The sequence below is a fragment of the candidate division KSB1 bacterium genome (assembly GCA_022566355.1).
GTDB lineage: Bacteria > Zhuqueibacterota > JdFR-76 > JdFR-76 > DREG01 > JADFJB01.
In genome coordinates this window covers 31,433-46,541 of the sequence record JADFJB010000009.1, presented here as the reverse complement: position 1 = coordinate 46,541, position 15,109 = coordinate 31,433, and the positions used below count along the sequence as shown (strand labels likewise).

Sequence of the window (15,109 nt, the reverse complement as noted above, 5' to 3'; positions counted from 1 at the left end):
ATGAAATATAAATATTTTTTCCCCATACTCCTGGTCGCTTTAAACGCCAAAATTCTCTGGGCTGATAACCCGGGGCGTGTCCCCATCAATCATCCGGTTTATTCTTTCCTGGATCGGATGGAAACTTTAGGCGTTATTGCTAACATTCGAGATGCAGTCAAGCCTTTCGACCGCGGTCGCATCAGTACAATATTAACTGAAATCAATTCAAAGCGTGAAGAACTTACCAACATTGACTTAAACCGACTCGACAATTTTTTGCTTGATTTTCGTTTTGAGATAAACCGGTTGCTAAAATATAAATATACTTCGGAAACGTCAAACTGGTATAGTCCTTTATCAAATCTAAAGCAATTCAAATCTGACTTCAATCGGTTCTTTCAGAAAAATCAACCCGAAGAAGAAAACCATGTTGTTCTTTGGGAGGATTCAACAAATAGTTTTTATTTCGATTTCATCCAGGATTTTACCTATGACCGTCGCGATGACGATGTTTATCGTACTAACAATGCCCAAACATTTAAGCTTCGTGGCAGTATAGGCGAAAGATTCTCTATTGCGCTGGAAGTAACTCAGATGGCTTTAAACGGCGACAAAGTGTATCGTCTGCAAGACCCGATTATGAAAGGAGCATGGAACCAGTCTCCAAACGACGGAGCAACATTTTTTGATCGTAGTGGCGGCGAACTGGCTTATAGTTCTCCCATAATGGATTTCAGGTTTGCGCATCAATCAACTACATGGGGACTTGGTGAATTTAGCCAGCTCATCCTGTCAGATAATGTTGAACAGTTTCCTTATATTAGTATCAGTAAACATTGGAAATGGGGGAGTTTTACCTTTATGCATGGAAAACTACTTTCACAAGCCAACTCTGATTCAATTGATGGACAACCCGTTTATCCTGAAAAGTGGATTGCAGCGCATCGTTTTGAGTTTTCACCATCTTCACGGGTTTCAATTGGGCTTAGCGAATTGATCATTTACGGCAACCGTTCTGTTGAATGGGCATACCTGGTCCCTTTTAACTTTTATCGGGCGACTGAGCATTATTTGCGTGACCGCGATAATGAAACAATAGCCCTGGACATCGAAGCGCGGCTTTTCCGCGGTGGCAAAGTTTACGGTACTGTCTTTATCGATGAGCTCTCTACAAGTAAACTATTTACGGATTGGTTTGGAAATAAACATGGCTTCCAATTTGGCTTGCACCTAGCCGATCCTTTTCACTTAAACAACCTGTCATTGCGTTTTGAATACATAGCAATTATGCCCTGGGTTTATACCCATAGATTCAAAATTAACCGGTATATACATGACGGCAGATCCCTTGGATTCAGTACAGGGCCTAATTCGCAAGTGTTATACACAGATTTACAGAAGGAATGGCACTATCGATTTAAAACTGGCATAAAGTGGCGAAAAGTGAAACATGGTGATAATTTTCTGAATGAAAATATTGGCGGTGATATCCTGATTGGACATGATACTTTACTGGGAAATCAAATCGCATCTAGACAAACCCGCGATTTTCTTGAAGGCATTATAACGACCGAAAATCACCTGGAATTTTACAGCCAGTTGGAATTATTCAACGACTTGTTTTTAGATTTTTCGATCTCCCACCTAGAAATTAAAACATTCAATTCAATTTCTAAATCCACCATATTGCACTTCGGATTTAAACTTGATTATTGAAATTAATCTTCTCCTCTACCTATTTATTGGCTCAAATCTTCTATACTTCTCTCTCTTGGGTATTGTTTATACCGGGTTAAAAAGGTTAAACAAAAAACCTGCTAACCAATTTCAACCCAAAATAAGTATAATTATTGCTGCCCGAAACGAAGAATCACGAATTTTTCTTTGTTTGGAAAGCCTTGAAAAACTCGAATACGAAAAAGACAAGTTTGAAATTATTCTTGTGGATGACTGTTCTTCGGATAGAACGGCAGAAATTATTCAAAGTTTTTGTCAGCGACATTCAAATTGGCGCTTGCTGCAATTACAGAATAAAAGTTCAGAATTACGAGGAAAATTGAACGCGCTTCAAGAAGGAGTGTCGATTTCATCTGGTGAGATCATTTTCACGACCGACTCGGATTGCATCTTGCCAAAGGACTGGTTACGAAAAATGATGCCCTATTTTGAAGCGGGGGTTACAATGGTTTTAGGCCATTCTCTCCTAGTTTCCGGCAAAGGTTTTTTCCATAGACTCCAGGAATTCGATAATCTTTTCTCTGCCATTGTTGTCGCTGCGTTAACAAAAATGGGCTATGCTTTTAGCAGTATCGGTCGGAATATGGCATACCGATCCATTACACTCGAAAGTGTGGGGGGGTTCAATTCATTGAAAAAATTTCGCAGTGGCGATGACATTCACCTTACCGATCGCTTTAGAACTAAAGCAGGCAAAATTGATTACTGTGCGGATCCCGAGACATTTGTATTGACACAACCTCTAAAAAGCAAAAAAGAATTCCTGAATCAACAAATTCGAAAAAACAGTAAAACATTTATAAGATCCCCTTCATCCATGCTGCTTCCAATAGGATTATTTGCTTATCACGTTCTATTCTTACTCTTTCCAATCATTTTCCCGCATCAATTTCTATTATGGCTTGCATTTTTATGCTTGAAGTTTATATTAGAATTCACTTGCTTATACAATGCAGCAATCATTTTTAAACAGAAACAATTGATACCGTATTTATTATTTATGCAAATCATTTACCCGGGATACATTATATTCCTTACTATCCTCGGTGGATTACAGGTATACAAATGGAAATAACTTCATGAAACAAATACTTAAAAGAAAATTAATCTATTTTGTTAAAGTCACATTAGGACTTACACTTGTAACCTGGATTTTATTTTTAGTCGATCACGAGATATTCTTAGAATATTTTGCACAACTAACATTTGGAACTATATTGCTGATTGGATTCCTTAGCCTCTTGAGTTTATATATACAGTATTTGCGCTGGAAATATCTTTTAAACTGCAATTCCGATCATTTTGCCAAAGAAGATGTCATTCCATCATTCTTGGCAGGGTTTACATTTCGACTCATGCTGCCTGGCGGTCATGCAGAAATAAGCAAAATATTTTTACTTCCAGGTAAAAAGAAAGGAAAAGTAGCTGCATTTGGTTTGGAAAAACTCGTTTTAACTTTCATAAAACTTTTCCTTATCTTAATCGTTTTGCCGCTTACTTTTCCTCAGCTAACACCCTATTGTGTTGCTCTCTTAATTGTCCTGATGATAACCATTCTCCTTATCCCCAAACTGCGCATCTTGAAGCGATTTCAAGAAAAAGAAACTAATTATTACACAATGCTTAGCTTTACCCTGGTTTTTTCGTTAATCACATTTGCTCTCATGGCAGGTCAATATTATATATTGCTCAACAAAGTAAATGCCATTTCATTGTGGCCAACCGCACATACTTCGATTTACCTATGGGGTTCAGGAATGATTCCGATCAGCATTTCCGGATTAGGTGTGCGAGAGGGGTTGGCTGTTTTTTTCTTTAATAGTTATGGCATCAATGCCGCCCAGGCTGTTGCAACATCATTGTTTTTATTTGCACTCGGCTCGATTATTCCGGCCTTAGCCGGGGTTTATTTTATTTCGAAGAAAAAAGAACATTTCAAAGAACTTAAAGATGTGGTTTCCTCAACTCGGGATTTAATAAAAGCGAGTAGATTTCGTAAGCAGATCATGGTTTCTACCCATAAAATCTCTGATCAAATCGCTACAAATCATACAGATTAAAATTACTCGAAAACGGATCGTTAATGTCATCAAATTATTCACTTCCATGTTTCTTTCTAAAATACTGCGCAAACAAATCGTGTGGGGTTACCCGATTTATTTGATGGTTGAACCAACCAATATCTGCAATTTGAAGTGCCCTATGTGTCCATCCGGTAACGGCGAAATGACCCGGGCGCTAGGTAAATTGAATTTCGCTAATTTTAAAAAATTGATCGACGATGTTGGCGATTATGTATTACAGGTACAATTGTGGAACCAGGGTGAACCCCTCATTAACCACTCATTCCTAGATTTCGTTAAGTATGCGAATTCAAAAGGGATCATGACACAAACCTCCACAAACGGGCATTTCATCCGTACTGAGGAAGCTGCCGAGGAATTGGTGCAATCTTGGTCTTGATGTACTCATTTTTTCAATGGATGGCACCAACCAGGAAACCTACGAAAAGTACCGGGTTGGCGGCAACTTCAAGCTGGTGTTTGAAACTTTACAACGCATCAGCCAGGCAAAGGAACGTTTGGGCAGTAAAACACCGCACGTGGAGCTGCAATTCATTGTATTTAAACACAATCAAGGAGAGATGGATCGTCTTATAGAAATCGCCAAACAGAATAATAGTGAACCGGATCTCATTCAAAACAGCCCAGGTTTATTCAAATAGCCAGGCAAAAACCTTCCTGCCAGATCGAGATGACCTGCAGCGTTACAAACGTAATGGCGATGGTTTCGAAATGAATGGGAATATCAAAAACTGGTGTAAGCGTCTGTGGCTGAACTCGACGATTAATTGGGATGGCTCCGTGGCGCCATGTTGTTTCGATAAGGATGCTGAACATGCGTTTGCAAATATCTTTCGTGAACCAACCAACTTTACCCAAGTTTGGAAAAATGGCAAGTACAATGCATTTCGCAAATTGGTCATGAACGACCGTAAATCCATCGAGATATGTAATAATTGCACGGAAGGCTTGAAAGCCCCGTACATCAAAATTATAGAATTATCAGACCTCTAAATCCAAACCCCAAAACCCTGGTTACAATTCTTGCAAATATCGATCGACTTTCGGTTGGTTAGCATATTTTTCCGAAATTCTTTATAATCACCGTTAACCCAAATATCTTCAAAATCATGATCCTTGGCATGACCCATCGAATGTTTGCCATTTTTATCAAAACAACAAGGGACGATGCCGCCATCCCAATTCATGAGGGTAGACAACCAGGGCCTGGGACATACTCCTTTACCACCTTTCCGTACTTGTATGTCTGAATCTGTTACAGAATAACGTTGATATTTTTCTTTCTCTGGCAGCCATTCAAGGGCTTCCTGGTAATTCTCAACTTGGATATTCTTTTTCAGCAGTCGATCTACTCCAAGCTCTCTAGCCAACGCCTCGATCTCGGGAATTTCATGTTCATTGTGCTTCATGACAAGAAATTGTAATAGAATATAAGGAGTTTTACTGCCTAATTTTTTCTTAGCCGCAACCAGATTACGAATGCCCTCTTTAACTTTATCCAGCTTACCATTTACCCGATACCGCTCATAACTTTCCTGGGTTGTACCGTCTACAGAAACGATGACTGCATCCAATCCGGATTGAACGGTGAGTTCCGCATTTTGGGGATTTAAGTAATGCACATTTGTACTGGTCTCGGTGTAAAGCCCTTTTTCTTTGGCATATCCTACACATCGCAAAAAGTCTTTATTGATATAAGGTTCGCCTTGATGATATAAAATTACATACCATATTTTATCGCCGATATCATCGATAATATTTCGAAAAGTATCAAAAGACATGCGCCCAGCCGATCTTAACATCGTGTCATTGCCAGTCACACATAGTGGACATTTGAGATTGCAGATATTTGTGGGTTCTACTGTAAGTACTGGCGGAATACCCCAAATAATAGGTTTGCGCATAATGATAGAAAGAAAAAAGGAACTTAAAGATTTAACTACATTCCAAAATCTGCGCAAAGTAAACGATAGAATTGCCTGGCGGAACACAAAGTCTTGCACGAACTATTCTCCAAAGAAAAAATACTTCTTGTTTGAAAAATTTTAAGATAAACTATTCACCTAACATACACCAACTAATTTTTATTAATTGTATTTCAAAAATTAAGACTAACAATACAACATTCATGTTTCTTTAACCGGAAGTTTGAGAACGCTGCCAAAATTGAATTTTCTCTTTGATCACAGACCATTTTTATTCTATATTCACTCTGCTCAAATTCGATAAATCTTAAACCTTACATAACCTGGAGGATTCCATGCCCAACGGAATTTTTGACGTACCCTATCCAATCAACGAACCGATATACGATTACAATCCGGGTAGCAGTGAAAAAGCCGAGTTAAAGAACACACTGGACGACATGTTGTCAAAGGAAATCGAAATACCCATGGTAATTGGCGGTGAAGATGTTAAATCCGGAAATTTGGCAGACTGCCGTTGTCCCCACGATCATAAGCACCTGCTTGGCCAATATCATAAAGGTGATGAAAAATATGTTCATCAAGCTATAGAAGCTGCATTAGAAGCTCGTAAGCAATGGGCTGAAACACCCTGGGAAGCTCGCGCAGCCATTTTTTTGAAAGCCGCAGAATTGCTTGCCGGTCCTTATCGCCAATTATTAAATGCATCTACTATGCTTGGTCAAAGTAAAAATGTCTTTCAAGCAGAAATTGACGCAGCTTGTGAAATCGTCGATTTTTTGCGATTTAATGTTTATTACATGCAACAGCTTTATGGGCAGCAGGTCACTTCAGAAGGCTCGATTTGGAACCAGTTGGAATACCGGCCGCTGGAAGGTTTCGTTTTCGCAGTCACTCCATTTAATTTCACATCGATTGCCGCAAATTTGCCCACGGCCCCGGCTTTGATGGGTAATGTCGTGGTTTGGAAACCCGCATCCAGTTCTGTTTACAGCGCTTATTATATCATGGAATGGCTGAAAGAAGCTGGAATGCCGGCCGGCGTTATCAACATGGTGCCTGGACCGGGCAGCGCAATCGGCGATCCGGCGATGAATCATCCCAGGCTGGCTGGAGTGCACTTCACTGGCAGTACGGCAACGTTCCAGGGAATGTGGAAAACTGTTGGCGGCAATATCGAAAAATATAAAAGCTATCCCCGTATTGTCGGTGAAACCGGCGGTAAAAATTTCCTCTTTGTACATTCAAGCGCCGACACAAAGGCAGTCGCAACCGCAGCAATTCGCGGAGCATTCGAATACCAGGGACAAAAATGCTCGGCCGCTTCTCGGATGTATGTTCCGGAAAGCCTGTGGCCTTCTATAAAAGAATTCTTGCTTGCGATGATCAAAGAAATCAAGATGGGCGACGTTACCGATTTCACCAATTTCATGAATGCGGTTATCGACAAAAATTCTTTCAGGGATATTACTGAATATATCGATTACGCAAAGAATGCCAGCGACGCAGAAATCCTGCACGGTGGAGAGTACGATGATTCCAAAGGATATTTTATCCAACCCACAATCATCCAGACTAAAACGCCGAAATTCAAAACAATGGAAGAAGAAATATTTGGCCCGGTGTTGACCGTCTATGTCTATCCGGACAATCAATATGAACAAACTTTGCAGCTTTGTGATGAAACTTCACCGTACGCATTGACTGGCGCCATTTTCTCGCAGGATCGTTATGCGGTAATTCAAGCGAGCAAGATCTTGCGCAATGCTGCCGGAAATTTCTACATCAACGACAAACCCACTGGCGCCGTGGTGGGGCAGCAGCCATTCGGCGGTGCAAGGGCATCCGGCACCAATGACAAGGCCGGTTCGATCTTCAATCTCATCCGCTGGGTTTCAACCCGCACCATTAAAGAAAACTTTGTCCCGCCAAAGGACTTCAAATATCCGTTTATGCAAGAAGAATAGTTAAACAAGCCATTAATTACAAAGCCCGTTCTAGAAATCGGACGGGCTTTGTTTGTTTACGCTAACACTATCGCATCAACACAGTTGATGCTATCCAAAATTTGTATTGCATGTACTAAGCACAAATTGATTTGTGTTGTCATATTTTTTTTATTCATGATCCAAAAATGTACTTCATTAAATGTAATGCGGTTAACATCTCAATAGGGTAATGAAACACAACTTATTACCACATTGAATGTACAATTCATTACTAAGTACCGCTGCGTTTCTTGTACTTTAAAACAAAATAATTTTAAGTCATATATTTTTAGAACTTCTTAAGGAAAAGGCCCCTAAATCCATATTCATATACCTTAAAATCCAGCAATTTAAATCGAGGAAACAGATTTCTCAATTCAACATCAGTATAAATTGTAAGCGTTATCCCTTTCGTTGGGTTGTCACTTTTTTCCTTCTCCTTTATCTCTTCAGGAGTCATGTATGGATTAAAAAGGCAAAATAATAGATCCTTGTCTTTTAAACATTTGAAGATTTTGGCTATTGCAATTTCTAATTCGTCTTTTGAAATATTATCCAGGACTTTTGCTGCAATAACACCATCAAACTTTTCACGAGGGAAGGGATTACCTGTAATTGGACAACATTTGTATTCGATTTGGACACTGTCCTCAGCTGCCCATCTCGAAGCAAACTTTATGGCATTCGATGAGAAATCATATCCTTTAACCTCAAAACCCGCTTTGCTTAAAAACATCGCCCAAATTCCTATACCACAGCCCACATCAAGTACGGATTTCACATTATGCATCTCGAAAAATTGTAAACAATCCTTCATATCTTTTGTTGCTTCGGCAGTTTTCCAATCAAGTGGAACATTCAAAAAAAGATTATTCCAAATTTTCTGATCTTGAGGATTAAATCCCAATTCCTCTGGATTCGCTAACATAATTTCTATCTCAAAAATTATTTTTTATCTAAGTTTTTAACATACGGCTCATTTGAATTTAGGCCAAGGGTCAACCCACAGTACAAAAACTACTAGTAGCACATATAGGGCTCGCATACTATTAATATGAATATGAACTCAAATACAGAAAATCATTTGTTATGGGATTGAATTGAAATTGGTAAAATGAGCCTCCTAATAACATACTTGCTGAATAATTCAACAAAGAATAACACCGAAAGATAAAGTACATTCAGTGTGTTCTGTTGATAACGGATTCTAAAAAATACTCAAGCGCCAACCGGCCTTCGCTTTTCTCAATTTCATTCAAGCTTTTTCTGGCAAGATTAAAATGTTTGTCAAGCATTTGTGAAGACAATGACAAAGTACCCGCCTTTTGAAAAACATCTTTCATCAAAAGGACATCTTGCCTGTCCACTTCCGGTTTGGCCAAAATTTCTTCAATAACTTCACGGTCAGAATGAGAAGCTTCACTACGGGCATGGATTAACAACATAGTTTTCTTTTTTTGCCGGATATCACTGCCCCAAGTTTTACCGGTAAGTTCTTCATTAGCCATAACATCCAATAGATCATCCTGGATTTGAAAACCAACTCCCAGGTTTAATCCAAATGTTCTTAATTCAGAGATCGTTTTTTCCGTACCTCCGCCGATAATCGCGCCTAATTCAGCACACATCGCAAACAAGCTTGCCGTCTTTTTTTTGATCATTTTGAAATAATCGTCTAAGGAGACATCTACCTCCGATTCGAACTCTTTATCAAAAGCCTGGCCTTCACAGACTTCCAGCAGGGTATTTGAAAAAAGAGAACCAAGCCGGCTTAAATCATTACAATGGGTTCGAAGCAAAGATTTATAAGCAAGAGCTATCAAGCCATCTCCTGCTAATATGGCAACATTTACGTCCCATTTCTTGTGGACTGTCTTCCGCCCACGGCGGGTATCGTCTTGATCCATAACGTCATCATGAATCAGGGTAAAGTTATGCAATAATTCTATCGCTACCGCTGCATCCAAACCCTCTTCCCACTTGCCGCCTGCAGCTTCACACGCAAGCAATAAAAAAATGGGTCGGAGTCTTTTACCACCGGCTGCCATCATATACCGCATAGGTTCATACAAGGTAAACGGAAATTCTTTGCTTATGGTCTGAGCCAGGTGAGTATTGATTTCGTTACGAAGGAACGTTGGTTTTGACTCGAAATTATTCGAAATAGCCATCAGTAATTTGATTTTTAATTTAAATTCCGGGAAATTTATTATTCAAAGGCAATCCGGTTTTCTCACAACCCTTAAGGCAACTAAATTACAAATGATTTAGGTGAAAAACTAGAATAAATGATGGTCGTGAGATTAAGAAAAAATTCCCCGAAAAGAAAACTACTCGTAGCGCAATGCCTCAATTGGATTTAATCTACTTGCTTTTACTGCCGGATAAATGCCAGAAATCAATCCAACTGCACTCGAAAACAAGAAACCAACCAAAGCTGCAACGACCGGAAGCGTTGTCGGCCAATTAATAAGCATCCCCACTAAATTTCCACTAACCACTCCAAAAATAACTCCAATAATTCCACCTACTCCACATAGAATGATAGCCTCTGTTATGAATTGTCCCAAGATTTCCCTTCGCGTGGCGCCAACCGCTTTTCGAATCCCAATTTCTTTGGTGCGTTCCGTAACTGAGACAAGCATAATATTCATGTTTCCTATACCGCCGGCCAACAAAGCCATCCCAGCAATTATCAAAGCGCCCAGGAAAACATTATTGGTTATGCTATTCCATGTTTCGAGCAGGGAATCTCTGGTTAATATTTCAAAGTCATTTTCTTTGCCGGGAGAAACCTTTCGTTCGGCACGCAGAATACCCGTTACTTGATCGATTGCTGCAACCATTTCTTTTGGATTTTTAGCTTTTACAGCAAATTCAACCGATCGCTTCTTGCCAAAATATTTCTCAAATGTAGTTATAGGAAGAACGACGTAATTATCTTGACTTTGACCAAACACCTGTCCTTTTTCTTCAAAAATACCCGTTACGGTGAACCTTCTTCCTTCCAGTCTAACTTCTCGTCCGATTGGATCTGTAAACGGGAATAGCTTCTCCACAACATCCTGGCCCAGTGCACAAACATTGGAGCGCCGTTGGACATCTTGGGCAGTTAAGAACCGGCCATCTTCAACATAGTAAGAATTTGCCACTTGCCAAAATTCATTAGCGCCATAAAATAATACATCCGGGTTGGTTTTTTTGTCTCTATTTTTGACTACATTCCCGAATGATACAACTGTCGGAGAAACAATGGAGACCAAAGTTGCTTTATTTTGAACTGCTTGAACCTGGGCGAAGGTAATATCTTTGCGATTTCGGTATTTGTCATCATGTGGGGAAGAGAGGGCTCCGAATTTCTGAACATAAAATGTTCCGGCTCCTAACACTGAAAGTTGCTCTTCGACGGAACGATTTAGACCTGAAATAAAAGTTTGAACACCGATAATCGCCCACACACCTATGATTATTCCAAGCATGGTAAGAAATGCACGAAATTTATTGGCGCGCATCGATTCCAGCGCCATGTAAGTGCTTTCACGAATATCCATTTAACACCCAAAAATTGTTAGTAGATTTGAATTCAAATGATTAAAAGTAAATCAGATACGATATAATCCCAACAGGGTTGCTCTCTAATAAAAATTATTTAGATCAATACATATTTTAGGATTTGACAACTGCTACAGGTAATTCCAATTCCGTTAAAAGGATTTCGCTTAAAGTAATATTATCGAGAAATATTTTTAACTGTTGATTAATCTTCAAAAGCGGTGATCGGATATTGCAGCAATCAATCAAATAGCAATTGTCTTTGGTTTCTGATGCACATTGAACCAGACCGTATTCTCCTTCAAGAACGGTTATGAATTTAGCAAGGGAGATTTCTTGAAGCGCACAGATTAATACATATCCACCCCGGGGGCCTTGTACGGATCTTATGATTTCTGCGCGGGTTAATTGCTGAAGAACTTTAGCCAGCAATTCTTTTGGTATTTGTGCACATTCTGCAATCTCTTTAGCGTTATAAATATTGTCTTTCGATTTGCAGCTTATGTGCTTAAGAGCGATTAAACCATATTCGATTTTTTTCGTTAAGCGCAGCATTTTGACAATTTAGTTATTGGCAGAATAAACTATTTGGAATTCTTTTTGTACACTAAAACCGCACTGCATGGTTCACCCCAAAAAATACGGCTTGCATAGGGCGCCAAGTGTGCAACTAGAGAAAGATAAGCCCATGTTGGTACGGGTACTTTGTCGCATCCCTTGATCACAACTTTCTTATCTTGATAGGATATCCAATCAAACCCATCTACCTTCTCACGAAAACTTTTTTCACGAATAATTCCACCGTCGAAAAATTCAGCTATATCAATGGTTTGAGTTTTGGGAACTGAGCCGACTCTTTGCATTTAATCTCCGGGTTACGCAGAAAAGGATTGCCCGCAACCGCATGTTCTGGTCGCATTTGGGTTATTGAATACAAACCCTGTCCCATTCAATCCATCCGAAAACTCAAGGACAGTTCCGTCTAAATAAAGTGTGCTTCCCAGATCAACAAACAATTGAATTCCATTGTCTTCCAATTTCATGTCGCTTTCTTCGGCTTTGGGGACCAAATCCATAAAATAGCTCAATCCGGAACATCCTCCACCTTTAACAGCTATCTTTATGCCATGGCCTTCTTTGCTTTCTGATTTCATTATTCGCTTAAGCTCGTCACGGGCTTTGTCGGAAATTGTTATCATGTTTTTTCCTTTCTAAGATAAATCAGATTAAAAAATTCGTATACTAAGGTATTAAATATTTGAAATGATGTCAAGTTCCAGAAGATATTGACATCATTTTTAAAAACTAATTGGTTTATGGTTTTATTCATCAATAGCTAGTTCACAATTGCTTTTTCAAAGATTAACGAATTTATTGATTCGGCTAAAACATTTCGAAAACTTAAGAACCGATAAAGAACCTCTCCTATCCGGCTGTTTGGTGTTGATGCTCCTGCAGTAAACCCTATTCTTAGAGGTCCTTTCTTAAGCCAATTCGTTTCGATTACGATATCTTTTTTAAACGGCAGCTTGTGTTCAATTTCTGTGGCACTGAGTAAAGAGATGCTGCCTTCAATATGAAACGAAGGAATGTATTGGCTGGCGATTTCCACGAGATGGCCGGTATTGCTGCTGTTATAACCACCGATAATCAGCATTAAATCCAAAGATTTTGTTTTGAGTAACTCAATAATCGCATCTTGGCGGTCTTGTGTTGCACTGCAAATGGTATCAAAACTTCTGAATCTTTCCTTTGCTTCTTCCAAACCATATCGCTTCACGAATGACTGTTCAACATCATTAGCAATCTCAAGGGACTCTGAACTTAGCATTGTTGTTTGATTTGCGCATCCTACTTTTTGCAAATCTTTTTCAGGATCAAAATTCGGTGAGCTGGTTTTTGCTAATTTTTCCTTTAATAGTTCTGCATTACACTTGTCTTCGACAAAATCACAAATTAATTGAGCTTCTGATTTATCATAAACGACGACGAACTTTCCACCAGGATATTTAGTCACCTGAGAACATGTCGCTAGTGTTTCCTCATGATCATATTTTCCATGAACAATTGCCGTAAATCCATCCCGTGCATATTGTTCGACGCGTTTCCAAACTGAAAGTACCGAACCACAAGTTGTATCGACTAAAATACAATTTTGTTCTTTAAGTTTTACCAGGGTATTATCCTGGACACCAAATGCCGGTATTAATACGACATCATCAGCATTTAGGAAAGAATAATCAGCCGATTTTCGTTGCAAACCATCCAATATTTCGATACCCATTTGGGTGATCTGGTTGTTTACAAAAGGATTATGGATTATTTCCCCTACTAAATATATTTTCCGGTCAGGAAATTTAAGCCGGGTTTGATAAGCGTATTCCACAGCCCGGTCAACTCCATAACAGAAGCCAAAGTCCTTTGCCAAAAAAATATGATTGTCAGTAATTTTAAATTCATTGCCATGAGAGATCAAGAATGTTATTAACTCGCTGTGATAGTCCTGCTTAATATCACTCTTAACTTCTTTCTTTAATCCAAAACCTTTTCTAAATAAAGCCGTTTCCGTCATCTAATCCTCATGTTGATTTACATACTATTATAGTCAGGATTCATTAAAATCCGATCAATTTTCTTTAACTCTTCATGCGTTAATTTTATTTCAAATGCTGCTGATGTTTCTTCAATTTGCGATGGACGTTTTGCCCCGACAATCGCTGACGTTACAGAAATATGAGCCAGAACCCAGGCAATCGCCAATTGCGCAACGGTACAATTCAAAACTTCAGCATAGCGTTTTAGTGTCTGAACGATTTTAATATTGTGCTCAAAAGCGCCATTTGCAAAAAGAAAATAATTACGCCTAAAATCCTTTTCCGGGAACTGAACCGGTGTAGTATATTTTCCGGCTAATAGCCCTCTACCTAAAGGATTATAAGGAATAACACCTATTTGGTTTTCCTGGCAAAAGGGCAATAACTCAACTTCAACATAACGATAAAGCAAACTTAACGGCGGTTGAAGTGATACGATTTTCCCATAATTTAAATATTCTTGAATTTGCTCTGATGTCTGGTTCGAAAGTCCTATGTATCGAATTTTTCCATTTTCAACACAGTGAAGCAGGGTTTCCATAGTTTCCTGAATGGGAGTATTGTCATCGGGTCGATGAACCTGGTACAAATCGATGACATCCCGCTTTAACCGTTTGAGACTATCATCTACAGATTGCAGAATGTAATTACGACTCAAATCTCCATACATTTCGCCTTTTTCATTCCTACGATTTCCAACTTTAGTCGCAATGGTAACTTCATTACTACGCGATCCTAAAGCATTTGCAAGTACTTCCTCAGAATAACCATTTCCATATACATCTGCGGTGTCAAAGAAATTAATTCCCAGGTCAAGCGCACGATGAATGGACGCAATTGAGTTTTCATCAGTCACATCATCCCCCCAACCCATTTTGCCTGCCGCACCACAACCAAAGCAAATCGTGGAAACCTCTAAATCAGATTTTCCTAATTTTTTGTACTGCAATGTTCCGCCATAATTTTATAGACTATCAATACTCGTTTTTAATTCATCATGGTCAGGAAAACGCCCCAACTGTTTCTTTGAAAAGATGAGTTGGCCGTTCGCTTTAACCTCAAATACGCCGCCACTGCTTTCAATTAACTTGGGTTCAGTATTGTATTCTTTTTTCAAATAATCCGCCAAACTGGCAGCATTGGGGTAATAGTCTCAAACACCGCAATATTCAATACTAAATTCCATTTCGTCTCCTTACGTTTATGAAAAATGAATTTATAATATAGACAACAAGATCAATCATTTC

The 15,109-nt window shown here is 39.1% G+C and carries 17 protein-coding genes; 7 read left to right on the top strand and 10 right to left on the bottom strand.

Annotated features, from left to right (window positions below; all coding sequences use genetic code 11):
• The 6 genes from IIC38_03220 to IIC38_03195 all read left to right on the top strand — a co-directional run bounded on the left by IIC38_03220 (nt 1) and on the right by IIC38_03195 (nt 4,796).
• A complete protein-coding gene (locus tag IIC38_03220) occupies nt 1-1,698 on the top strand; it encodes a hypothetical protein (protein ID MCH8124959.1) in 1,698 nt (565 codons plus the stop codon).
• Nucleotides 1,688-2,794, top strand: a complete 1,107-nt coding sequence (locus IIC38_03215) for a glycosyltransferase (protein MCH8124958.1) — start codon at nt 1,688-1,690, stop codon at nt 2,792-2,794. Before IIC38_03220 ends, IIC38_03215 begins: the two co-directional genes overlap by 11 nt.
• Nucleotides 2,795-2,798: 4 nt before the next feature.
• Nucleotides 2,799-3,779 (top strand): flippase-like domain-containing protein, encoded by a 981-nt coding sequence (locus IIC38_03210; GenBank protein ID MCH8124957.1) that lies wholly within the window; start codon nt 2,799-2,801, stop codon nt 3,777-3,779.
• A 142-nt stretch (nt 3,780-3,921) separates the two neighbouring features.
• A complete protein-coding gene (locus tag IIC38_03205; protein MCH8124956.1) occupies nt 3,922-4,182 on the top strand; it encodes a hypothetical protein in 261 nt (86 codons plus the stop codon).
• A gap of 16 nt (nt 4,183-4,198) precedes the next feature.
• Complete coding sequence (locus IIC38_03200; protein MCH8124955.1) at nt 4,199-4,444, top strand: hypothetical protein; 246 nt, start codon at nt 4,199-4,201, stop codon at nt 4,442-4,444.
• A complete protein-coding gene (locus tag IIC38_03195) occupies nt 4,401-4,796 on the top strand; it encodes an SPASM domain-containing protein (protein MCH8124954.1) in 396 nt (131 codons plus the stop codon). The genes IIC38_03200 and IIC38_03195 overlap by 44 nt, the downstream gene beginning before the upstream one ends.
• On the opposite strand, the gene IIC38_03190 is transcribed toward IIC38_03195, so the two are convergent.
• A complete protein-coding gene (locus IIC38_03190; protein ID MCH8124953.1) occupies nt 4,793-5,806 on the bottom strand; it encodes an SPASM domain-containing protein in 1,014 nt (337 codons plus the stop codon). The two genes, IIC38_03195 and IIC38_03190, sit on opposite strands and share 4 nt — an antisense overlap.
• 257 nt (nt 5,807-6,063) lie before the next feature.
• On the opposite strand from IIC38_03190, the gene pruA reads away from it, so the two are divergent.
• A complete protein-coding gene (pruA, locus tag IIC38_03185; protein MCH8124952.1) occupies nt 6,064-7,695 on the top strand; it encodes an L-glutamate gamma-semialdehyde dehydrogenase in 1,632 nt (543 codons plus the stop codon).
• Nucleotides 7,696-8,005: 310 nt separating this feature from the next.
• Here pruA and IIC38_03180 read toward each other — a convergent pair whose 3' ends face one another.
• The 9 genes from IIC38_03180 to IIC38_03140 form a co-directional block, all read right to left on the bottom strand.
• Entirely contained in the window at nt 8,006-8,578 is a 573-nt protein-coding gene (locus IIC38_03180; GenBank protein MCH8124951.1) for a methyltransferase domain-containing protein, read from the bottom strand.
• A gap of 319 nt (nt 8,579-8,897) precedes the next feature.
• Nucleotides 8,898-9,887, bottom strand: a complete 990-nt coding sequence (locus IIC38_03175; protein MCH8124950.1) for a polyprenyl synthetase family protein — start codon at nt 9,885-9,887, stop codon at nt 8,898-8,900.
• A 159-nt stretch (nt 9,888-10,046) separates the two neighbouring features.
• Nucleotides 10,047-11,267, bottom strand: a complete 1,221-nt coding sequence (locus IIC38_03170) for an ABC transporter permease (GenBank protein MCH8124949.1) — start codon at nt 11,265-11,267, stop codon at nt 10,047-10,049.
• A 115-nt stretch (nt 11,268-11,382) separates the two neighbouring features.
• Nucleotides 11,383-11,823 carry an Rrf2 family transcriptional regulator gene (locus IIC38_03165; GenBank protein MCH8124948.1) on the bottom strand — a complete coding sequence of 147 codons (441 nt, stop codon included), beginning with the start codon at nt 11,821-11,823 and terminating at the stop codon, nt 11,383-11,385.
• Between the two features lie 29 nt (nt 11,824-11,852).
• On the bottom strand, nt 11,853-12,131 hold the full coding sequence (locus tag IIC38_03160) for a DUF2480 family protein (GenBank protein ID MCH8124947.1): 279 nt from the start codon (nt 12,129-12,131) through the stop codon (nt 11,853-11,855).
• A 12-nt stretch (nt 12,132-12,143) separates the two neighbouring features.
• Nucleotides 12,144-12,467 carry an iron-sulfur cluster assembly accessory protein gene (locus IIC38_03155; protein MCH8124946.1) on the bottom strand — a complete coding sequence of 108 codons (324 nt, stop codon included), beginning with the start codon at nt 12,465-12,467 and terminating at the stop codon, nt 12,144-12,146.
• Between the two features lie 137 nt (nt 12,468-12,604).
• Nucleotides 12,605-13,840, bottom strand: a complete 1,236-nt coding sequence (locus IIC38_03150) for a 4-hydroxy-3-methylbut-2-enyl diphosphate reductase (GenBank protein MCH8124945.1) — start codon at nt 13,838-13,840, stop codon at nt 12,605-12,607.
• 17 nt (nt 13,841-13,857) lie between these two features.
• Nucleotides 13,858-14,811, bottom strand: a complete 954-nt coding sequence (locus tag IIC38_03145) for an aldo/keto reductase (GenBank protein ID MCH8124944.1) — start codon at nt 14,809-14,811, stop codon at nt 13,858-13,860.
• Between the two features lie 15 nt (nt 14,812-14,826).
• On the bottom strand, nt 14,827-14,991 hold the full coding sequence (locus tag IIC38_03140) for an Rdx family protein (GenBank protein ID MCH8124943.1): 165 nt from the start codon (nt 14,989-14,991) through the stop codon (nt 14,827-14,829).
• Nucleotides 14,992-15,109: the final 118 nt, after the last annotated feature.